This is a genomic window from uncultured Turicibacter sp. (assembly GCF_938044715.1).
GTDB lineage: Bacteria > Bacillota_I > Bacilli_A > MOL361 > Turicibacteraceae > Turicibacter > Turicibacter sanguinis.
Genome location: NZ_CALIOS010000086.1, coordinates 17,589 through 40,736, shown reverse-complemented (window position 1 = coordinate 40,736; position 23,148 = coordinate 17,589). Strand labels below are relative to the sequence as shown.

The following is a 23,148-nucleotide window of genomic DNA, read 5'->3' as shown; positions in this document are numbered from 1 at the left end:
ATAATTACTTCTTCCTTCATTAAGCAACGCCATCTTTAAAGATAAGTGTTGGTTTTGTATTATCAACAATAACATCACGTGTGATGATACATTTTTCAATATTCTCAGTTGAAGGAATCTCAAACATTACATCTGTCATGATAGATTCGATTATAGAACGAAGTCCACGTGCACCTGTTTTACGTTCAACGGCTTTTTCAGCAATGGCTGTAATAGCTCCTTCGTCAAACACCAGTTCCACATTATCCATTTTAAAGATTTTTTCATATTGCTTCGTTAATGCATTTTTAGGTTCTGTTAAAATACGAATTAAATCCTCTACTTCTAACGGATTTAAGGCACCAATAATTGGGAAACGACCGATAAATTCTGGAATCAAACCAAATTTCAATAGGTCATCTGGCTGAATATGAGCATAAATTTCTTTTTTAGTTAAATTATTAGCTTTAGAATCAGCACCAAATCCAATAACTTTTTTACCAATACGACGTTTAACCACTTCTTCAATACCAGCGAAAGCCCCACCTGCCATGAATAAAATGTTCGTTGTATCAATTTGAATAAATTCTTGATTTGGATGTTTACGCCCACCTTGTGGCGGTACATTAGCAACAGATCCTTCTAAAATTTTTAATAAAGCTTGCTGTACGCCTTCTCCAGATACATCACGTGTAATGGATGGATTATCTGAACGACGTGCAATTTTATCAATCTCATCAATGTAGATAATCCCTCTTTGGGCCTTTTCAACATTGAAATCAGCTGCTTGTAACAGTCGAAGTAAGATATTTTCAACATCTTCTCCTACGTATCCTGCCTCAGTTAATGAGGTTGCATCTGCAATAGCAAATGGAACATCTAATACCTTAGCTAACGTTTGAGCTAATAATGTCTTTCCACTTCCAGTTGATCCAAGTAATAAAATATTACTTTTTGAAATTTCAACACCATCACTATCATCTTGATTAGATGTTAAACGCTTATAATGATTGTAAACTGCAACCGCAAGAACTTTCTTAACATCTTCTTGACCAATCACATACTCGTTTAATAAATCAAAAATTTCTTTTGGTTTCGGTAATGTTTTAAACTCTTCACATAATTCATCTGACTGCTCATTTTCAATAATCTCTGAACACATCTGGATACATTCATCACAGATATACACACCAGGCCCCGCAATAATTTTGTTTACTTCGTCATGGCTTTTACCACAGAACGAACACGTAATATCGATGTTATTCATTCTTTACACCTCCATATACAGATAACTGATATCATCCATGTATTAGTATATATATTCAGTAGCATTGCATTTTATTAACGTCGTTTTTAGACATTTTTTGCAAATGCTTAAATTGCACAAAATGAGGCACGAAGGATACGCGCCTCATTAAGTACTATCTATTACTATAGACTGTTATTATTTGCAAATTGCTTTTTCAACGATGAAATCAACAGCTTTTTGTACTTTTAAATCTTCTTTTAACATGGCTAAGCTTGGTAACGCAGCTTTTAACTCTTGAACGTCACGTCCATAAGCTCCTGCAATTTCAACTAATTTAGCATCTACTTCTTCTTCTGTTACATCGATGTTTTCAGCTTTAACGATTGCTTCTAATGTTAGGTTATAGCTTAAACGTTTTTCAGCTTCTGGACGTAATTGTGCTTTGAATCCTTCTAAATCAGTTCCAGTGAATTGGAAGTATAAATCTAAGTTGAATCCTTGCATTTGGAAACGTTGTTCTGCTTCTTTAACCATTTGCGCCACTTCAGCATCGATCATTTCAACTGGAATGTCAAATTTAGCATTTTCAGTTGCTTTTTCTACAACTGTATCAATCACGTGATTACGTGCTGCTGTTTCTTTACGTTCTTTGATTACTTTTTCTAAATCAGCTTTTAACTCTTCAACTGTTTCGATTCCGTCACGATCTAAATCTTTAACGAATTCATCATCTAATTGTGGTAATTCACGAGTTTTCACTTCATGAACTTTTACTTTAAATGTTGCTTCAGCTCCAGCTAAATCTGCTGAATGATAAGCTTCAGGGAATGTAACGTTGATTTCTTTTTCTTCACCAGCAGTCATTCCGATTAATTGTTCTTCAAATCCTGGGATGAAAGAGTTAGATCCGATAACTAATGGATGGTTTTCCCCTTTTCCACCTTCGAATGCTACACCATCTTTAAATCCTTCATAATCGATAACAGCTGTATCTCCATTTTCTACTGCTCCATCTTTTACAACGATTTCAGCTTGACGTTCTAATAACCCGTTTAATTCTGATTGAACATCTTCTTCAGTTACGTCAGTTGATAATTTTTCAACTTCGATTCCTGCATATTGTCCTAATTCAACTTCTGGTTTAACTACAACAGTTGCTGATGCAATTAACTCTTGCCCTTTACCGATTTGTTCGATATCCCAAGATGGCGCAGCAACAGGTGCAATATTTGTTTCTTGAATTGCTTGCATATATGCTCCTGGTAATACAACCTCTAATGCATCTTCATATAATGCTTCTACACCAAATTTTTGTTCGAACATTTGACGTGGCATTTTCCCTTTACGGAATCCTGGTACTGCTAAATTTTTAGATACTTTTTTGAATGCTGTATCTAATGCTTTATCAAATGATTCTGCAGAAATAGTCATCGTTAATTTTACTTTATTTGTTTCTACTGTTTCAACTTTAACTGCCATAATGTATACCTCCATCTATTAACCTTGCGTTTACATCTTTGTAACAACTTTTAAATTATAACATAGGCTTTTCCTAATTTCTACATTAATGATGATAAACTTAGTATATACTGACTCAATTTACAAGTTGTGTAATTTATTATAGAGCTATTCGTCGAACTTAAATCATCTCTTGCTAAAAAATCGTCATTTTCTCCCATAATTAACGCTAATAACCGCTCGATGACAAGCGATAAATCTAGGGTTTCATAGTTAGGAAAACAAAACTGATAAAAGAGATTCACTTGTAAAGACAAAAGAACCTTAACCTCATCAAATAAGTCCATTTGTTCGATTATTTCATTCACTTGCTCTAATTTTTTATTAAATGGCATTAACGTCTGTAAATTAGTCAAAATCATTCCTTCAGATTCTCCTGAATCATTAGCCCGTGGCAAACTCCAATTCAATTCTTTTTTGGCTAACAACTCAAACAGAATCGTTTTCAAAATAGGAGAGGGTGCTTGTTCATAAAATGTGATTAAGGGTTGTTTAAAATAGCCTAATTCCTCATTTGAATATTGGGACAAATCCGAAAGAATTAACAAAGACTGTTCAAATGAACACCCTTCATTTAAGCGAACAACTTGTTTTTCAATGGATTGAACCCAATATTCTTCGTAAAATGTTTTAAGCTGAGCGATTAACTCCTGCAAATTTTTATAGGCAAAAACTGATAAGTTTTTTTTACAGTCCGCTTCTAGCTCAGTTAATAAAACATCATTCTGATCAAAATGATAAAGTAAAAAACGATGAGCAAGTATCGATAAGTCTCCTAAACCAACAGGCATTTGACTCAAAACGTCCTCAACACTATCAAACTCTTTTTTTATAAAATAACAGGTTAATAACTTTTTTTGAAGCAATTCCTTCCCTTGACTTGGATTCGATTGTTCAATAAAATCCTCAATCAGACAAATCGCTTGATCAATATATCCTTTATCAATCAATTCATCCGCCTTGTTTATTTTTTGTTCATAGTTTGTAGGAAAATCAATAACTCGAGACATGTTTCACCTCTGGATCTAGCATTTTTATTAATTATAATAAAAAAAAGAACTACTAATGCAGTTCTCAAAATTTACTTTTTAATGGCATCCCGGGAGGGATTCGAACCCCCGACCGACGGCTTAGAAGGCCGTTGCTCTATCCTGCTGAGCTACCGAGACATGTTGTTGTTTTCCACATTGACTATATTAAACCATTTCAACACTTTTGTAAATAACTTTTTGAATATTTTTATTAAGAAATTTTTTCCATTTAATCGCAACGACTCAAAAGATAATAAGGAATACTAAAGTTAGAGTATGATCTTCCTACTGATACGGATTCTTTATTCCTCAACATAGAGTTTAGCTTTCAATCTATGAATGAGTATCTTAATTTTTTCCTAACTAACGTCTAAGGTCTAGTTTATCTTCCTCTTTATAAACAATTACGATTGTTAGATCATCTACAGACTCTCATCGAGATTTTAAACCTTATTGAAGGTTAACAAACACTTCATTTCCTCTTATCTCATTTCAAGGTTAAGAAAGAGGCTTAAAGATAAAAAGATTTATCATTTTTAAATCAGAGCCTTTTCCTACTTAATCAAGCGACTCGCTAAAAAGGATTGCGCTATGAATCGCAATCCTTTTACTCTTGAATGAATTAAATTAGACTAAAGGTAATTCTTTATGATCAAGTAATTTACTTTCGACTCTGACACTTTGAATGTCGTATTCACCATAATGAATATTTTCAAGTTTTTGAACCCAAGCCCATCGATCATAAGGGAATAAGGAAATAATTTCCGAATGTTCTTCATAAAACTTTTCAAGGTACTCTCGACAAAACGCTTCCGATTCAAATGGTAAACTTACTTTAAGGTAGGAGCGTGTGTATTCTTCTACTTTATCAGTAACAAAATCTTCGAGTAACTGATTTTGTAAATGCAACTCATTTTCAGCCCAATCTGAAATTTTTTGTTTAACCCCAGCTTGTGACGCTAAAAATTCTTCTTCACTTACTATTTTATTTGATGCTGACTGCCAGTACATAATCATATAAAATCCCTCCAAATTATTTTTTGTGCTTTTTTCTTATGACACTCTACATCCCAACACACCGTCGTCCGACAAAATTCAGCTTTATTTTATTTTCGAATGTTTCAAGTGCTCTAAGAAAACGCTTTATATTCATAATATACGTTTAAAAAATTAAAAAATTCATCATTTTATCTTTTTTCTTGTACAAATTTCAAATAAAAATAATCATTGCTACGATTTTTCAATTTCCTTCTCCTTTAAACTTTGTAAATCAAAAAATCTTATTTTTAAAAATATATTTAGGAAAAATATTGAAATTTATAAAATTCATGCTATAATTAATTTTGTAAAGCCAGTGTGGCGGAATTGGCAGACGCAGTGGACTCAAAATCCACCGGAGTTTACTCCTTGCCGGTTCGAATCCGGCCACTGGTACCAACAAGCCATTCATTCATTTAAATAGATTAGACAACCTACTACATGTAGGTTGTCTTTTTTTTGTTTCACTTTAAATGATTGAATTTTATTCCAAAAAGTGGTAAAATTATCAATCATGTTTTATATTCGTGGGGGGAAATATGAACTACTTGAAAAACTATTCTTTATTAGCAAGTTTAATCGTCTTAATTTATTTTTTTTACACCTCATTAATCTATCAAAACCAGCCCGAAACCCTTTCAGCGCCTAATCTTCCTTTATTCAGCAATCATGAAGTTAAAAAATCTACAATTATTATTGAAAGCTTTGGAAGAACAGGATGTCCTTATTGTACGATTTTAAAAGAAAATCTATATCGGGAACTGTTTCATCCTAATTCTGACCTCTTAGGCATTTCAGCAAGATACTATAATATAAAAAATAAAAAAATTAAAAGTTATTTTAATGAGTGGCTAGAAAAATTCAATCTTCCTGAAAATCTAAAAGGGGCCGTTCCCGCTACCATCGTTAATGGAACTTACTTACTTCTTGGTTATAACGAAGAATCTACCTCTTTTTACCTGAATATTTTAGATCAAATCTCAAACGGTGAAACAATTGAGGAAAATCCGGATCAATATTTGTTTTTAATCAAAGATGAATATCGTCATTCATTAACGACTCCAACTTATTATTTACACTCATCCTTTCTTCCATTAAATCTATCGCTTCTAACTTATTCAGTCTTACTTACTATTTATTCCTGTCGAAAACCCAAGTCGTTAATAAACTAAATCTATCTTAAAAAGGTGAAGTCTAGCTATAGACTTCACCTTTTTAAAAGAATAGTTCACATAAAAGTAGATACGTAATACACATTTCAAAAATAGCACCAAAAATAAAAGCTTCAATTGTCATATTATTCACTCCAAGATTTCCTTTGCAATTTTACTTTTATTATTTGTCTTTTTTTTCTCTTTACTCTATAAATTGTTAGAATCTCTATTTTTTTTACTGAGAAACTAAAATCTTGTAAACATGATATTTTTCATTATCAAAAACTAGATAAGCTGAAACATATCCTAGCGTGTCATTGTGAGAACGCCCTAATATACGGTGAGTTAAAATCAAATCGCTACCTTGATCAAACATTTTACTCTCAATTGAATCCGCATCGCTAACATGTGCTACGATGCCCTGAATCGGTTCTTTTAACATTCCCTGTTCATCATAAATCACCTTTAAATATTCAGGTGATTTATCTTTTAAATTAATTAACCTTGTTTGTTCTGAATTTAAATTTTTGACCTCAACTTGGTATCGATCTAAATATTGAACTTGATACTTCATTTTTTCCTCATACATGTCACTACTAAAAGCTAAACAAAATTCATGATTATGATTGAGTAACAAGTAATACTTCAATTCATTTCCGGTTCCACCACTTAAAATATACACACCAATATCTAATTGTCCATCATGATTGAAATCTTCCACATGTATCCCGCCACCCATTCCACTTGAAGTTGGAATGGCGTAATAACGACGTTCTTTATCCTTTCCATTTTCAATCACTAACGTTATTTCATTAATAATTAAGTCATCATTATTTTTAATTCCCAATAAATAAATCGTTTCAGCAACTCCATCTCCGGATAAATCACTTTGATGTTTATCTAACTGGACAACAGTTTTGGTTCGATAATGATTCTGGCTAGAGCGGTAACCGCTAATTCCATATTCCATACTATCCCCTCACTTTGCCTGCTTACCTTTTTAGTATATGCCAATCCATTAGGAGTGAGACAGGTAACAGTTCAAAAATTTCAAACTAAACCCCAACCTTTAAACTTCTTCTTTCCATAAACAAAACATCTCTAAAGACGCCTTCTCTTGTTTTCCCCATCTTTTCGCGATATCCCACATATCTAAATCCACATTTTTGATGTAACCTAAGACTTGCTACATTTTCTGGAAATATACCTGAAATCAAACTCCAAATCCCATTTTGTTCAGATTCTGTAATTAAATAATTTAATAATTGCTCTCCAATCCCTTGTCCGATTACGTGTTGATCCAAATAAATACTGACTTCAGCGACGCCTTCAAAACAAGATCGCGAACTCGTTTGACTCAAGGCAGTCCATCCTATGACCTCTTCTCTTTCATTTAAGACCACAAACCGACAAAAGGGAAGATGGTTCGCGTCAAACCCTTCCCAAGTTGGGACATCCGATTCAAACGTACAATGATGAGAATCAATCCCCTGCTTATAAATAGTTCCTACTCTTTCATAGTGCTTTGGTTGCATGTTATGAATAGTAATTTGCATCATGAACTTCCCCCTTCTAGATCTTTAAATGTTAATTAAATAAATCATGATTAGCTTGAATAAAAAAACCTTCACTCATCATTAACCCCATTAAATTAAAAGGAGTAAATGAATCGTTATTATTTTTTTCAAAGAATTGATTTAATTCTAGAAACAACTGCTCTTGCCAAGTTTTCATTCCGACCTTTAGTTGTTTTTTATTTTTATTGATGAATCGCTCTAATTTTTCGAGTGTAAAAGCATCTTTTAAGATGACGAATTCAAACAAAATAATGGAACTCGGACTTAACTCCTTTTTTAATCTGATTTTTTGAAGTGGCATTAATGAATGATAAAATTGTCTCAAATAACCAAAATAACGAATTGACATTAAAGCATAAATAACATCCTCTGACGATGTCAGAGGATACTGATTTTTAATGATGACTTTCAAGGTAGACCTTTCAAAGTTTTTAATAAATTTCTTTAATGACTTGCCTCCCTCAATCAAAAAATCCGTTGATGAGTCTTTACGACCTTCGACCCAATTCGCATGTGGTAAGTATAATCCTGAATAGATTTCAGAATTTAAATCATACAACTCTATGATTAACTTTAAACACTCTCTTTTATAAAGCAACGTTCTAAATGGATTTTTTACTTTTCGACAACATTGTTGTTCTTTTGATGATTGAATCTCCAGTAAGTACTGCATTCTTTCACCATGTAATACCCCAATGGATTGAAGTGAATCAACCAAACAAATTCCAGCATCATTAAATAAAACATTTTCAATTTTAAAACAACCAAAATCTAATTGAGTCACATTATATAAAAAATTAGGTATCACCAAATCAAATAAATACTTAGGACTGGTGTACCTCAAGGATCTCATTTTTCTTTCAGCACCGTTTAAAAATCTTGGATACATACAGATTAAAACAATTAAACTAATCGACAATCCAAAAATAAAACAATAACTTAGAGCCGTTTTTATTTCAAACAGTAAGATTATTAAACTAATAAAAAAAATAAAACACAAGATTTGAATTTCCATCTTCCTTTTGTTTTTTAAATAGGTCAAACATGGATGACTATCTACCACCATGAGGATTCCTCCTAATAATAATTATTTCTATTATAGCTTATTTCCAAAAAATAATTCCTATTTTTCTAAAATTTTACATGCTGTTTGATTCTTTTTTATGAACCATAAAAAAAAAGACATTAACATGTCTTTTTAAATAAGGCCTTTAACCATCTGGTCAAATGTTTCTTTATCGCTATATTCGATTTGATCGACTTCCCAGTGATATAAAAACGCAATAAGCGGACTTTCTGTTTGTTTAATCAAATTGAATCGAATATATTGTTCATCAACCGTTTTAATAATAATTGAAATTTGATTAAATGTCTGTTGGCCTAAAGCTAATTTAATTTTCATCTGTCGATACTGATCGGTTTTTGCACAACAATTACCATAATAAAAAAATTGGTAATTAGCACTTTGAATAAAACGATTGGATAAATAAGTTTTATTTTTTTCATTATAATCTTCATCATTATTTTCATCAACTCGATGTCTCATAATGAGATTGACATGATAGGCAACAATTTCAAGTGGAGTTGGATGACAAAACGTCAAATAACTTAACCCAATCAAAACAACGGTTACCACCACTAAAGTTAGCCAAAAACACCAAGTTGAATTAAATAAAACAGGTCCTATTAAGATATATCGTAACATAAATGCAAAGGCTATTAAACTATCATAAACTAATAAAAATGTTCGATTGATTCTAAGCATCTCTTTCCCTCCTCTAGCATTTAGCTTCTTACTCACCCTTTACTTCATTATATGAAAAGAGGCTTGATATGCTACTAAGGAGAAAGAGAATCCTAAAGAATCACATACGTTAAAACAATCGATAACACCATTCCAACAAGGACTGGAACGATGGTTCTCTTAATGAGTCGCACGGGAGAAACATTCATCATCGACGAGATAATAATAACCGTTGGGGAAACTGGAGAAATACTTTTGACTAAATGAGAAACAAATTGCATTGGAATTGCTAAACTTATGGCTGAAATTCCCACAGACTCGGCAAAGGATGGCATTAGCTCAACAAATGCGTAAAAGATTGCTAATCCACTTCCACTTAATAACCCAACAAATAAAGCCAGTAAACAAAAAGCGAGAGTCAACATTAGACCAGCTGCATTTAAATGATTTATAACCTCCCCCATTAAATCGATCACGCCTAAAATCTTTAATCCCTCTACAAAGGTTAAAGCCGCTACAACCTGAGCCACAACAGTCGTTAGTCCAACGCCCATCCCATTAAAGAAGGCTTGAATCTCAGCGGTTCCCTTTTGAAATGAACGCATTCGAATCACTTCACACAATATACTCACCATCAATGAGAAAAAGATGACTTCAGAAATACCTAAATTCACATCCGATACAAAATAAAAAATCAGCATTAAGAGTAACGGTAACATAGGAAGGATTGCATAAAACATCGGTAGCTGATCCGTTACTTCCTTAAGTTTTGGCAATGTTGAAGTGATTTCACTTCTTTCTAAATGATCTTGACGTTTTTGCCAAATAAAATGAACGATTGCCATCATTAAGATAATAGGAATGGAAATTTTAGCATGATAATTAAACACATAGTCTGTAACAGGAAGACCAAGTGCTTCAGATGCTAGTAAATTATCAGCACCTAATGGTGTTGGGGCAATCGTTGCTGATGTAGCAATCACAGCTCCCACAGCTAAAGGGGAAACACCTGCACTCGTTAAGATAGGAAAGGCTGTTGCCATCAACATCACTGACAAACTCGAAGAACTTGGAATAATGATACACAAAAAATTTCCAATCAAATAAAATATAGGAATTAATAACGCTTTGATTTTAATGTGCTTTAAGGGGGCTGATAACACGCTAACAGTTTTTTCATCTGCCCTAATGGCCTTCATATACGCCGTATAACCAAATAATAATAACAGTGTAAAGCTAGCCCCACTTAATTGTTTGGTAAAGAGATTCCCCATCACCTTGAAAATATCAAAAAAAGGAACTCCACTACTACTTTCACTCGGTAGAATAACTTTATTCATCAATAAAGCACTCAACATCAACAGGATTCCACTACCGAACATGACTAATTTAATGTCATACTTTTTCTTAATTAAATAAGCTGCCAATATAATCACAATCAATGCAATGATTAACTCACTCATTTTCTCACCCTTTCCTTTACATGTTGTTAACATTTTGCTTCACGTGATAAAATCCTGTGTCATTATACTTTATTTTTAATTTTTTCGCCACCATTCGACAGCATTTACAAAAAAAAGTTCTTATGAAGTCAATTTCTTCATAAGAACTTTCTCTTAAATTCTCCAATCAATTTGATTGGATTGAGGAGCTGAACAATATGGACAATATTTCGTGTTAGCATCAATCTCAGCCCCACATTGCTCACAATGATACTTGCTCCTCATTTGATTAAGTTGTGCTTGAATTTCTCTTATCTTCATTTTTTGTTGAGACACTTCATGAAATAATTCTTGTAATTCATCACTTTGCTTCACATCAACTATTTTATTTTGGTAAACATATTCACCGATTCGCTCATAAAGATCATTCAAATCTAGTTTAGCCGCATTCAACGCCACATTTAATTTTCCAATTTCAATCCATTTACTCGTCGTTTTAATCGAAGCATTGGCTGTTTTATTCATATTTTTTTGAAAGTCATCCCAAAATGCCATCGCGCTCACCTTCCTTTCTACTGTATCATATTAAGAAGACGAGTGAATGGTCCTCATTCTCTAAATGAAACCAAACAAGCAATGAAATTTTTAGTCAAATTGGGACTCATCTTGTATAATAAAGATAAACAAAATGTGTCATTAGGAGGAATTTTCATCATGGACTTATATACCTACCTCAATCAATATCATCAAATTGTATTAACTGATGATCAATTAGCAGCGACTCAAGCCCTTGATGGTCCCATTTGTGTGATTAGCTGTCCAGGAAGCGGGAAAACGACAGTAACCGTAATTCGGTTAGCTAATTTGATTTTAAGTGGAAAGGTTCATCCTCAACAAATTCTAGCCTTAACCTTCTCAAAAGCATCGGCACGTGATATGAATGAGCGATTCCAAGCATTATTCCCCAAACTCTCAAAACAAGTTCAATTTTCAACGATTCATAGTTTCGCTTTTCAACTGATTAAACACTACCAACAACTGAGTGGGGTAATGTATCAATTTATTGAAGGAAATCAGACGACTCTTCATAAAAAGCAACTCTTAACACAATTTTACATCGAAACAACTGAACGTTATCCAAGCGACGATGATTTAGAAACGCTCACTGGCCAAATCAGTTTACTTAAAAACTTGATGATAGAACCGCATCATACGAAAGAAATCAAACAATACGTCGAAACAGAAGTTGAGGAATTCATTCAACTTTATAAAAAATATGAAGCCTTCAAAGAATCGAGATATTTACTCGACTACGATGATCTACTCACTACAGCCTTCTCTATCCTTAAACATCACGATTACCTTTTAAATTTTTATCAAACCCGTTATACCCACATTCAAATCGATGAGGCGCAAGATACCTCAAAAATCCAATACGAACTCATCAAACTCATTGCCAGTCGCCATCATAACATTTTTTTAGTAGGAGATGATGATCAAAGTATCTATGCATTTCGAGGAGCTTATCCAAAACAGCTATTAACTTTTAAAGAAACCTTTAAAGAAGCTCGCATCCTCTATATGAATCAAAATTTCCGTTCAACAGCCTCTATTGTATCAACGAGCTCTCAATTCATCCAACATAATAAAAGTAGATATAAAAAAACGATTCAAACTCAAAATGAAACCGGAATGTCCCCCACTCTTCATCATTTTCAAACCGAACAAGAACAATTATCTTTTTTAATCACCACGCTAAAACAAGCAGAAGATTTAAACGATGTGGCGATTTTGTATCGTCAAAATGTTTCTGCTCTTCCCCTGATTGAACAATTCGAACGTCACCAAATCCCTTTCAAACTCCAAGAAGGAAAACTTTCATTTTTCTACCATCCCATTGTCAGAGATATCAAGGCCATAATCACCTTATCAAGATCACCTAACCACTTAGAATCCTTTCAACGCGTGGCGAAAATTCTCTATCTCTCAGCCACAACTCAACATCAAGTGACCTCTCAAACAGAAAGTGGCTATCTCGATTATTTAACACGACTGGTTACTTTTAATTCCACTTATCAACGTGAAAAAGTCCGTCTCTTTAAACAAAACCTCATGAAACTTCCAAGTCTACCTTGCAATCGGATGATGGCTTTTATTTTAAATACTTTAGATTATGAAAGTTATCTAATCAAAAAAGGATTCTTAAAAGATGAAAAAGGGGAACGCCTTTATACCCAAGGGATGGCAGTTTTAGAAACCTTAAAAATGATTGCCAAAGACGTAGATTCTCACGAAGCCTTTCTTGAGCGCCTTGAACACCTCAGGCTAATTAGTGAACAAAGCACCACACAAGCAAAAGGAGTTAACCTTTTAACTTTTCATGCCTCAAAAGGCTTAGAATTTAAAACCGTCTTTTTAATTGATTGTATGAATGGCATCACGCCACCCCAAACAGCAATCATCGAAGCCAAAAGTCAAATTTTTGACCATTATGAAGAAGAGCGTCGTCTTTTTTATGTCGCCATGACACGGGCAAAAGAGCAATTGACGCTACTAAGTGTTGCTAAAAAACATAATCTATTATTTAGTCGCTCAAACTTTTATAAAGAAGTTTCCAAGATTCTTAATCCAATTGACGAAGAACCCAAACCCGTCTCAAGTCGCCTCAGTCATGGAAAAAAAATTGAAGAGTTAAAAAGAGGCCTAATAACCTCAGAATCCGCTGACTTAACGCCTTTTAAAGAAGGTTCCGTGATTAATCATAAACGATTTGGAACAGGAACCATTATTGAAAAAGAAGGAGAAATTGCGACGATTCAATTCGAAAATGAAACCAAACGAATCAGTCTCAGAATAACTGTTTTAAATGGAAATGTCGAATTGGTTTCAAGTTAATCAAAAAAACGTTAACTCTAGTCTAGAGTTAACGTTTTTTTGATTAATGAATAGGCCCTGCTTTTTTATTCCCATGTTTTGCTTTTCCTTGGATTTCCGGTACAGGTGGCATATCATTTTTAGGATGTTTTTGTTTTTTGTTACTTTCAGTTCCATGTGGTTCACTTGGATCTGGACGTTTCATACCTGCTTTTGCCATATTTATCACCTTTCTTTCATTCTTATTATGAACTGATTTTCGGCGCATATGCTCGCTTCAAATTAAAATTTTTTTGAAAATTTTGCTACCCTCTTACACCCTTTCCATCTCTTCAATCTTGTCGAATTTTAACTTTTTAAAACTCTTTTTATCACGCAACTTGTCCCTTTATTTCGTTAGCGTTATGATAAATTTGAGAGATTAATCTCTGCTAATCTACGATGATTTTTAAGAAGAGGGGAATTGTGTGATGAAAAAAGTGATTTATTCACCAACTAAATACATTCAAGGGCCAAATGAGTTAGCACATATATGTGATTATGCAATGGATTTAGGCATTTCTGGCGCGTATGCCATTGTTGACCCATTTATTTTATCTCATTATGAAGAGACGATTCAAACCAGTTTCAAACGACAACAAATAGCTATTCACCTAGATGCTTTTAATGGGGAATGTAGTAAAACAGAAATTAATCGAATCATTGAAAATGTCAAAAAAGGAAACCTAAATGTGATCATCGGAATTGGAGGGGGAAAAACACTCGATACGGCAAAAGCCGTTGCTTATTTCTCAAATTTACCTGTTATAATTGTTCCAACCATTGCTTCTACTGATGCACCTTGTAGTGCCCTATCTGTTCTTTATACAGATGCAGGTCAATTTGACCGCTATTTATTCTTAAAAACAAATCCGAATGTTGTGATTGTTGACTCACTTGTTATTGCACAGGCTCCATCTCGTTTACTAGTTTCAGGTATGGGAGATGCCTTGGCCACTTATTTTGAAGCTCGTGCTTGTCATCGTTCCAATGCCTTAACGATTGCAGGTGGCACTTGTTCACTTGCAGCCTTAACGTTAGCAAAACTTTGTTATGAAACGTTATTAGTTGATGGTTATCAAGCAAAGTTATCTGCAGATCATCATGTTAATTCTAAAGCACTCGAAAATATCATTGAAGCAAACACTTATTTAAGCGGTGTTGGTTTTGAAAGTGGAGGACTCGCCGGTGCTCACGCGATCCATAATGGTTTAACAGTCTTAAAAGAAAGTCATCACATGTATCATGGTGAAAAAGTAGCCTTTGGGACACTCGTTCAACTCGTGCTAGAAAATGCGCCAAAAGAAGAAATCGATGAAGTGTTAACTTTCTGTCGTCAACTAGGCCTCCCAACCTGCTTAAAAGACCTTGGAATTACAAATCCAACAGAAGATCAACTGATGGCAGTTGCAACAGCAAGCTGTGACCCACAAGATACGATTCATCATATGCCATTTGAAGTCACTCCAATCGATGTCTATAGTGCTATTTTAATTGCAGATCGTCTAGGTGCTCAGTTTGCCTAACAATCATAAAAGGAACTCAGATTTTAACTTGAGTTCCTTTATTTTTTATTCAAAAAATTTAACTAAGTCTTCCTCAACAGATGAAATACCACCAATTTCAAACGTTTGAACTAAAAAGTCCACAATATTGGGTGATAAGAAAGCAGGTAACGTAGGACCTAAATGAATCTTTTTCACACCTAATGATAAAAGAGCTAATAAGACAATGACGGCTTTTTGTTCATACCATGCAATATTATAAACAATCGGTAAGTCATTAATATCTTCAAGTCCAAATGCTTCTTTTAATTTTAGGGCAATGACGGCTAATGAATAAGAATCATTACATTGGCCTGCGTCAAGCACACGAGGAATTCCATTGATTGTTCCAAGATTTAGCTTATTATAGCGATATTTCGCACATCCCGCTGTTAAAATAACAGAATCGTCTGGAAGGGCGCTAGCAAAATCTGTATAATACTGACGCTCTTTATGACGTCCATCACACCCAGCCATGACAACGAAATGCTTAATCTCTCCTTTTTCAACCGCTGAAATAATCTCAGATGCTAACGTCATCACTTGATGATGAGCAAATCCTCCTACAATTTCTCCTTGTTCAATCGCTTTAGGTGCTTCACATGTTTTAGCCAGTTCAATGACTTCACTAAAATCTTTGCGACCATCCACTAAAACCGGAATCACTTTAAATCCAGGATATCCCGTATTTCCCGTTGTAAACACACGATCTTGATAAGTGGCACTTTGACGAGGTGGGACTAAACAGTTCGTTGTAAAAATAATCGGTCCATTAAACGTTTCAAACTCTTTCGTTTGTAAATGCCATGCATTTCCATAATTTGCTTTTAAATGATCATATTTTTTTAATTCAGGATAATAGTGTGCAGGCAACATTTCACTGTGCGTATAAATATCAATTCCTTGATCTTTAGTTTGCTCAAGTAATTGAACTAAATCGTGTAAATCATGTCCGGTGATTAAAATTCCTGGACGTTCTCCAACTCCAATATTAACTTTTGAGATTTCTGGATGGCCAAATGTTGTGGTATTAGCCGTATCAAGTAAAGCCATTCCCTCTACCCCAATACTTCCAAGTTCAAGTGTTAGCGAAACATAATCTTCTAGTGTTAGTGATTCATTAATTAAGGCGGCCATCATTTTGTGCATTCCCATGTATAGTGATGGTTGAACATAGCCTAATTTTTGCGCATGTGATAAATAAGCTGCTAACCCTTTAACTCCAAATAACATCAATTCACGAATTGAACGAATATCTTCATTTTCTGTTTGATGAATGGCCACTTTTAAAGCTTTTTTAATCATCTCTTCTTTAGTTTTAGCAATGAAGTTCATGATATCATGCTTAAGGATGGGTAACTCACGACCAACTAATTGTTCTTTTAATTCCTCACGGTAGGTTAAGCTTTGCAGCGTGCGTGTTACAAATTCTTCTTCCTCAAAATTAGCATTCGTAATCGTTGCAAATAATCCTTCCATGACAAACTCATGAATCTCATCAGATACAGTTTCAACTTCTAAAGCAAGCGTCGATACACCAATTAATGAATAGATAAACGTATCCATTAAAGCTGTTAATTCAGGGGATTTTCCACATACACCAAAGACAGTGCAGCCTATCCCTTTCGAAGCTTCTTGACATTGATTACAAAACATTTCCATCTCTATCACTCCTTCTTCTCAACAAAGCTATTATATAAACCTCTTCAAGAACAAGATGTGAGGTAGGTCACATTTTTAAAGATTTTTTTAAAAAAAAGATGACCAAAGGTCATCTTTAGCTTTCAAGCCACTCTCGATTAACACGCATTTGTTTTTTGGAATACTCACATAATCCTTCTTCTTTTAAAGAGGACAATAATCGACTAAACGTTTCACGACGAATACTTAATAACTCTGCCATTTCCTGCTTTGTTAACGGCATCTCAAATACAATCATCCCGTCTTTTTGAAAAGATTTATGTTTCATAAATAATTGAATCACTTTTTTAAAGCGATCTCTTGCATCAATAAAAACTTGATCAGTCAGTAATTGTTGGACACCTTCTAATCGGCGATTCAAATGACAAAACCATGCACGTGTTGCCTGATGATTCGATAAGATAGCTTTTTCTAGTTCAGGAATCGGAATAGCGACCACCACCGTTTCCTCTAGTGCAACACCAGAAGCAGGATATTGGTGAGGGTCATTAAATAAAACACTTAAAGCCACTAGATTTCCTCTTGAATAAATTGAAAAAATCTTTTCCTGACCTTGAATAGATGTTTTTAGAATTTTTAAAATTCCTGATTTAATATAATAAACAACCGTTGCCGCATCTCCTTGAAAAAATAAGGGTTGTCCTTTCTCTAGTTGAATTTCATAACTTTGTTGTTTTAGCCTTTCAATTGACTCTTGATTAAAAGAGATCAATAACGGATGTTGATACATAGAATCACTTCCTATTTTAAATCTGCAGGATATTGAAGTCCGATTTGACGACGAACCTCATCTAAAACACTCATCACCTGCTTTGAGCGTTCCAATGTATTGACATTGGATTCTTTCTTTTGCTTTAAAATCGTTTGAATAAATTCTTCAAGCTCATACTTCATATCTGCTTCATCATGAGGAATCGCTAACTCCTCAATCTCACCATTTCGATATTTAATTTGAACTTGATGGAATCGATTAATTCGATCAATCATAACCGTTCCATCTTCTCCTTGAATCTCCGACGGTAAATAAGAGTTAGAGATTTTAGAATACATGACACAAGCCTCCATTGTAGGATATTTAAAGATGATACTCCCTTCTCCATCTACACCTGATTCAAGCATATAGGCACTTGCCTTTATCTCACCTGGAAGTCCAAATAAATGAATCATCGGAGCAATCGTATAGACTCCAATATCAAGTAAAGCACCATTTGATAACTCATTTTTAAACGCATTTAAGATTGTCCCGCTTCGATAGGCATCATATCTTGAAGAATATTGACAGAAGCTTGCACTGTATCGACGAATGGTCCCAATTTTATGAAGATGGTCTTTAAGCAGTTGAAAAGTTGGTAACACAGTGGTCTTCATTGCTTCCATTAAAACAACTCCATTTTTAAACGCTGCTTCGCACATGGCTTCAACTTCTTTTAAGTTAGAAGCCAAGGGTTTTTCACATAACACATGTTTTTGATGATTTAAACATAAGATAGCTTGCTTAGCATGATAGGCATTCGGTGAGGCAATATACATCGCATCGACGACATCATCTTTTAAAAGCTGTTCAAGGTTAGTATAAATATGCTCGACACCATACTTCGATGCAAATTCAAGACCTCGCTCTTCTGTTCTAGAATAAATGGCATTCAACTTAAAAGATTCAAGGCTCATCGCTGCTTTTAAGAATTGTTCTGTAATCGTATTCGTTCCAATAATACCAAATCGTATCTGTTGAGTCATTCCATTTCCTCCACCTCTTTAAACTACTATTAGCATACGCAGAAAAAAACCCTCTGTCAAGTTAGAGACAGAGAGTTTAATTTTAAGCTTTATGTTTCACAAAATAGTTGACGATAATAAATGTTATAACGGCTGGTAGCAACCATCCAAATCCTGAAGATTGAAGGGGTAAATAATTCAACGCAGACGTTACGGCTGTTAAATTCATGAAAGAACCAATCGTTGTTAATAAACTAATTGCTAACGTCACATAAACCGTCATGGCTACAGCAAAGTCATGTTTAACCATTTTTCCTAGTAACGTTAAAATAATTAAAACAATGACAATCGGATAAATAATATCTAAAGCTGGCCCTGCTAAAGCTACAATTTGATCAACATCATTGGTTGCCATAAAAAGACTAATCACAGTTAAAATAATGGCATTCACTGCGTATGGAATTTTTCCCTTAAATAATTTGGTGAAAAACTCTGCACTTGCCGTTAGTAAGGCAATCGCCGTTGTTAAACAAGCGACTGTTGTACAAATACTTAAAAAAATCGTCCCAAGCGAACCAAAGACCGCTTTGGCAATATACATAACAAGTTGTGTACGAGTAAAACTTACATCAACAAGCGAAGAAGTTTGGGCTCCTAACATCATTAACCCACCATAAATAATCGCCAATCCACCAATTGCAATTAAACCTGACATTAAAATAATTTTAGAAACACTCTTATGGTCTTTATAGCCTTTATCATGGACAGATGAAATAATAATCGTTGCAAAAATAACAGCCGCAATAGCATCCATCGTTTGATAACCTTCTTTAAAAGACGTTGTGAAAACTTGTGAAACATCCAGTGTTGCTACTTCACCAATTGGAAATAACATCCCCTTTGTAATGATCGCAATTAAGACAAATAATAGAATAGGAGTTAAGACTTTCCCAATCGCATCTACAATTCGTGTGGGTTTTAAGACAAAGAATAACGCAATAGCAAAATAAATAATCGTTGTTAACCACTGTGTTGCATTAGGTAATAACGTCACAATCCCTAATTCAAACGTCGTTGAGGCAGTACGAGGAATTGCAATAATCGGTCCAATCGCTAAAATTAAAATAATCGTCGCAACGGTAGCGAACGGTTTAGAAACGCGAGAAGCCATCACTTCAAATGATCCTCCTGCGCGTGAACACGCTAAAATTCCAAGTAAAGGTAACCCAATTCCGGTAATTAAAAACCCTAGTAAAGCTGGAATCACTTGATCTCCAACTGTGTTTCCTAAAAAGGGTGGGAATATTAAATTCCCTGCGCCAAAGAACATGGCAAACAAGGCAAACCCAATCACTAATGCATCTTTAAATTGTTTACTCTTCATTAATATCCTCCTTGATGTCTATAATTCTAGCTGTTTTCTCCATTAACGACACATGGTAATATACCGAACAAACTTCCCTTTAACCGCTTCACATTGTTCAATGACTTCAAACCCAGCAGCTTTTAATTGCTCATCCATTTTAACTTGTGTCACAATAATAAGTTCATCAGCAATACGACGTGCATTCTCAATAATCATTTGCTGAATCTCTGGCGAAATCGGATTAAAATGTCCATATGGAAGGTCAATAATCGCCGTATCATAATGAGTTTTTATCTCTTGAATATCTCCAATTTGAATCACATTCTCATATCCGTAGTGTTTTAAATTTTCTTCTGCTTTCCAAGCTACTTTAGGATTTAACTCATTTCCAATGATATTTCCTCCTACTGTGAGTACCTCAAGGACAACAGTTCCGGCACCACAACATGGATCAATTATTTTTTTATCAAATTGATGACCCACCGCTAAGTTAGCAACAGAGCGTGAAACACGAACACTTAATGAAAAGGAGTAAGAATGAGGCTTATTCTCATGCTTCACCCACTCATTACAATTGGGTTCAAGTGTGCCAAAATACCATTTGCCATTTAACTCCGTCAATCCTAGCAATTGTTTCGGTTCATACATATCAGCTTCGCCACCAATTAATGAACCAATCGCATAAAGACGTTTTAATCGCTCTTTATATTCAAGTGATTGATCTTTAAATCGCATAAATAATAATTTAAATGTTTCAAAACTCATCGGTTGCTTTAAAACCATTTCATGTAATGATTCAAAGGAATCAGCTTGGTAATAAATCGTCAGTCGTTCCTTAATAAAAACACTACGTGATGGATCAATCTCAATATCAGATAAAATCCATTTGTCTTCAAACGATTGATTTAATAAAATCTTCATTTCAAGTCGACAAAGGCTTTCTTCACCTTCAGCGTAATTAATGACATATAAATAACCTTTAATCGGTAACTGTTCGATCATGATTTCGTCGTCCTCTTCTATTTTAGTTTCATTACAAAAAACACTAGTCTTCATTATAATTGAAAAAATGACATTTTTCAACATCATCTATCTCAAGTTCACAATGTATAGTAAAATAAATATTAGAATACATCAAGGAGGCACACTTTTTAAATGATTAGATTATTATTACTTGCACTATTATGGCTCACTGGATGCCAAGCTAAACAAACACTTACTATTGATTCAACTCTATCCATTTTCAAAACGCAAGCCAATTTAGAAGAAACAATGAAACAAGAATTTAACGAAACTACCTATTCAATTGATTCTCCCTATCTCGTCCATGACCCCTACCAAAATTCTCCCCTTTCTTATCTCGTCATGTTTGAAACAGAAGAACCCTCAATGATTAAATATCAAGTCCTTGGACATACCGAACAAGCAACCTTAAGTTATGAAACCAACAGTTATGAAACGACACACCAGTTAACGTTAATCGGATTATATCCAAATGAATCAAACACCATTTTATTGAGTGCGACCAATGAAGCGGGACAAACGATTTCACATGAGATGCAAATTCAAACTCCGCCACTTCCAAGTGATAGCCTACAGGTGACACTTAATCAGTCAACTCCCTTGACGCATACAACTCGATTATTTTTAGCAACCGATGATACATATAAATATCTCATCGACGAGTATGGAGATATCCGTTTCATTCAAAATTCTACATCGGGTTCTATTACTTCGCTCCCAAATGGAAATTTATTAACTTATCACGGGCCTTATTATTTTTACTATCAACAACAACTAGAAGAAATTTCTTATTTAGGACAAGTTCAAAAACAACTATATATTCCCGGTTCTGGACATCATTCTCTAACCTTGACCCCAGATGGCAATTACATTATTAACTCAAGCGATAAAACAGATGAACGATATACAGAAGACCATCTTTATATCCTCGATGCTCAAACTGGAATTCCCCTTCAAACCATCAATTTAAGAGACTATCTTGATATTAATCGCTTTAAAGACACACTACCTGAATCCGTTAAAGGTGACTTAGATGACTGGTTTCATTTAAATTATGCGATGATAGATGAGAGTGACGAAACAGTCATCGCTTCTGGACGTTCTCAAAGTATGGTTGTAAAACTTGATCCAACCACTAAACAACTAAAATGGATATTAGGTGCACCTGATGAGGTTAATGAACAACTTAAACCGTATTTATTAACCCCAATTGGTGAAAACTTCACCTGGTTTTTCGCCCAACACTCTTCAAAAGTTCTAGAAGATCTTGATCAAAATCCAGATACAGTAGATTTAATTTTGTTTGATAATCATGTCGATATTGGCGTATTTCCAAGGGAATCTTACCCAGATTTGAATCAATACAGTCGAGCAGTTCACTATCGAATTAATGAACGCGAGATGACTGTCGAACAAATTTGGTCGTTTGGAGAAAATTTATCTCCAGCCCTAACCTCAACCATCATTAGTGAAGTCGATTACTTGCCAAAGACGAAGTCGATGCTTGTGTTATATGGCTTCATTCAACTTAATCAATCAATGGGTGGAAAGTTATTTGAAGTCAGTGCCACGGATTCGAATGATATTCTCATGGAGATGACCTTCAACAAAGAAGGTATCAATCACATTTACGCCATTGACACCTTAACCTTTGATGAATTAAATTTAAATTATTCTTTCACGAATTCTAATGCAACGTCACTTGCTAAAGAAAATTTAATGTCCTTTAAAGAACCTCTTAATCTAGATAATCCCACTCAAACAAAATCTTATGATTCTTCATTTTTATCGACGATTGAGTTAGTCGATGATGTTTTATATTTAGATGGCTACATCGAAAAAGCTCAAATCACCGATTCATTTGCGCTCGTCTTAACTAATGAATCTCATGAATCTTTTACCTATTCAATTCACAGTGCGGATTGCTATGCTGTCAAAACTATTGACGAACTTCCAACCGGTCTTCAAAATCGTCTTAAAAAAGCTGTAAAGAAGCAGACACTAGTTCAGTTTATTGATCGTACGGATCTTTCTAATCTTGAAAAAGGAACTTATCGTTTGTCATTCTATTTAAAATCAAATGACGCTTTAGTGTTGTATGAAACAGACTATAGCCTTAAATTACATTAAAAAGGATGCCTCGTTATTGAGGC

At 34.3% G+C, this 23,148-nt stretch carries 20 protein-coding genes and 2 tRNA genes; 5 read left to right on the top strand and 17 right to left on the bottom strand.

The features are described from left to right. Positions 1 to 19 precede the first annotated feature (19 nt). The 5 genes from clpX to QWC74_RS09125 all read right to left on the bottom strand — a co-directional run bounded on the left by clpX (position 20) and on the right by QWC74_RS09125 (position 4,794). A complete protein-coding gene (gene clpX / locus QWC74_RS09145; RefSeq protein WP_006785049.1) occupies positions 20 to 1,246 on the bottom strand; it encodes an ATP-dependent protease ATP-binding subunit ClpX in 1,227 nt (408 codons plus the stop codon). A gap of 177 nt (positions 1,247 to 1,423) precedes the next feature. Continuing rightward, positions 1,424 to 2,707: a trigger factor gene (gene tig, locus QWC74_RS09140; RefSeq protein WP_006785048.1), complete on the bottom strand. Its 1,284-nt coding sequence runs from the start codon at positions 2,705 to 2,707 to the stop codon at positions 1,424 to 1,426. An 80-nt stretch (positions 2,708 to 2,787) separates the two neighbouring features. Further along, entirely contained in the window at positions 2,788 to 3,756 is a 969-nt protein-coding gene (locus tag QWC74_RS09135) for a hypothetical protein (protein WP_006785047.1), read from the bottom strand. Between the two features lie 82 nt (positions 3,757 to 3,838). Next, positions 3,839 to 3,915: transfer RNA gene (locus QWC74_RS09130), tRNA-Arg, on the bottom strand. 489 nt (positions 3,916 to 4,404) lie between these two features. Then, positions 4,405 to 4,794 (bottom strand): hypothetical protein, encoded by a 390-nt coding sequence (locus QWC74_RS09125; RefSeq protein WP_006785046.1) that lies wholly within the window; start codon positions 4,792 to 4,794, stop codon positions 4,405 to 4,407. A 333-nt stretch (positions 4,795 to 5,127) separates the two neighbouring features. Between QWC74_RS09125 and QWC74_RS09120 the strand changes: the two genes are divergently transcribed. Both QWC74_RS09120 and QWC74_RS09115 read left to right on the top strand, forming a co-directional pair. Beyond that, a tRNA-Leu gene (locus QWC74_RS09120) sits at positions 5,128 to 5,214 on the top strand. 140 nt (positions 5,215 to 5,354) lie between these two features. Then, complete coding sequence (locus QWC74_RS09115; protein WP_006785045.1) at positions 5,355 to 5,987, top strand: hypothetical protein; 633 nt, start codon at positions 5,355 to 5,357, stop codon at positions 5,985 to 5,987. Positions 5,988 to 6,204: 217 nt separating this feature from the next. Here the strand turns inward: QWC74_RS09115 and QWC74_RS09110 are convergent, their stop codons facing one another. From QWC74_RS09110 to QWC74_RS09085, 6 genes are all read right to left on the bottom strand, one after another. After that, entirely contained in the window at positions 6,205 to 6,939 is a 735-nt protein-coding gene (locus QWC74_RS09110; protein WP_006785044.1) for a hypothetical protein, read from the bottom strand. Between the two features lie 85 nt (positions 6,940 to 7,024). Continuing rightward, positions 7,025 to 7,528 (bottom strand): GNAT family N-acetyltransferase, encoded by a 504-nt coding sequence (locus QWC74_RS09105; protein ID WP_006785043.1) that lies wholly within the window; start codon positions 7,526 to 7,528, stop codon positions 7,025 to 7,027. 28 nt (positions 7,529 to 7,556) lie between these two features. After that, positions 7,557 to 8,612: a hypothetical protein gene (locus tag QWC74_RS09100; protein ID WP_006785042.1), complete on the bottom strand. Its 1,056-nt coding sequence runs from the start codon at positions 8,610 to 8,612 to the stop codon at positions 7,557 to 7,559. Positions 8,613 to 8,744: 132 nt separating this feature from the next. Next, positions 8,745 to 9,311: a hypothetical protein gene (locus QWC74_RS09095; protein ID WP_006785041.1), complete on the bottom strand. Its 567-nt coding sequence runs from the start codon at positions 9,309 to 9,311 to the stop codon at positions 8,745 to 8,747. Between the two features lie 92 nt (positions 9,312 to 9,403). Next, the gene (gene dcuC / locus QWC74_RS09090; protein ID WP_229059691.1) at positions 9,404 to 10,753 is read right to left on the bottom strand and encodes a C4-dicarboxylate transporter DcuC; all 1,350 of its coding nucleotides are present in this window, start codon (positions 10,751 to 10,753) and stop codon (positions 9,404 to 9,406) included. Between the two features lie 153 nt (positions 10,754 to 10,906). Continuing rightward, positions 10,907 to 11,287 carry a zinc-ribbon domain-containing protein gene (locus QWC74_RS09085; RefSeq protein WP_006785039.1) on the bottom strand — a complete coding sequence of 127 codons (381 nt, stop codon included), beginning with the start codon at positions 11,285 to 11,287 and terminating at the stop codon, positions 10,907 to 10,909. Between the two features lie 159 nt (positions 11,288 to 11,446). Here QWC74_RS09085 and QWC74_RS09080 point away from each other — a divergent pair, with 159 nt between their 5' ends. Then, a complete protein-coding gene (locus QWC74_RS09080) occupies positions 11,447 to 13,627 on the top strand; it encodes an ATP-dependent helicase (protein ID WP_006785038.1) in 2,181 nt (726 codons plus the stop codon). A 43-nt stretch (positions 13,628 to 13,670) separates the two neighbouring features. Here the strand turns inward: QWC74_RS09080 and QWC74_RS09075 are convergent, their stop codons facing one another. Beyond that, the gene (locus QWC74_RS09075) at positions 13,671 to 13,826 is read right to left on the bottom strand and encodes a hypothetical protein (RefSeq protein ID WP_006784928.1); all 156 of its coding nucleotides are present in this window, start codon (positions 13,824 to 13,826) and stop codon (positions 13,671 to 13,673) included. A 250-nt stretch (positions 13,827 to 14,076) separates the two neighbouring features. Here QWC74_RS09075 and QWC74_RS09070 point away from each other — a divergent pair, with 250 nt between their 5' ends. Next, positions 14,077 to 15,171 carry a glycerol dehydrogenase gene (locus QWC74_RS09070; protein WP_006784927.1) on the top strand — a complete coding sequence of 365 codons (1,095 nt, stop codon included), beginning with the start codon at positions 14,077 to 14,079 and terminating at the stop codon, positions 15,169 to 15,171. A gap of 45 nt (positions 15,172 to 15,216) precedes the next feature. Here QWC74_RS09070 and hcp read toward each other — a convergent pair whose 3' ends face one another. From hcp to QWC74_RS09045, 5 genes are all read right to left on the bottom strand, one after another. Next, positions 15,217 to 16,851 carry a hydroxylamine reductase gene (hcp, locus tag QWC74_RS09065; protein WP_006784926.1) on the bottom strand — a complete coding sequence of 545 codons (1,635 nt, stop codon included), beginning with the start codon at positions 16,849 to 16,851 and terminating at the stop codon, positions 15,217 to 15,219. A gap of 115 nt (positions 16,852 to 16,966) precedes the next feature. Then, on the bottom strand, positions 16,967 to 17,620 hold the full coding sequence (locus QWC74_RS09060) for a Crp/Fnr family transcriptional regulator (protein ID WP_006784925.1): 654 nt from the start codon (positions 17,618 to 17,620) through the stop codon (positions 16,967 to 16,969). An 11-nt stretch (positions 17,621 to 17,631) separates the two neighbouring features. After that, entirely contained in the window at positions 17,632 to 18,627 is a 996-nt protein-coding gene (locus tag QWC74_RS09055; protein ID WP_006784924.1) for a Gfo/Idh/MocA family protein, read from the bottom strand. A gap of 82 nt (positions 18,628 to 18,709) precedes the next feature. Continuing rightward, on the bottom strand, positions 18,710 to 19,990 hold the full coding sequence (brnQ, locus tag QWC74_RS09050) for a branched-chain amino acid transport system II carrier protein (protein ID WP_006784923.1): 1,281 nt from the start codon (positions 19,988 to 19,990) through the stop codon (positions 18,710 to 18,712). A gap of 42 nt (positions 19,991 to 20,032) precedes the next feature. Further along, the gene (locus QWC74_RS09045; protein ID WP_006784922.1) at positions 20,033 to 20,974 is read right to left on the bottom strand and encodes a TRM11 family methyltransferase; all 942 of its coding nucleotides are present in this window, start codon (positions 20,972 to 20,974) and stop codon (positions 20,033 to 20,035) included. A 153-nt stretch (positions 20,975 to 21,127) separates the two neighbouring features. Between QWC74_RS09045 and QWC74_RS09040 the strand changes: the two genes are divergently transcribed. Further along, the gene (locus tag QWC74_RS09040) at positions 21,128 to 23,125 is read left to right on the top strand and encodes an aryl-sulfate sulfotransferase (protein WP_006784921.1); all 1,998 of its coding nucleotides are present in this window, start codon (positions 21,128 to 21,130) and stop codon (positions 23,123 to 23,125) included. Positions 23,126 to 23,148 lie beyond the last annotated feature (23 nt).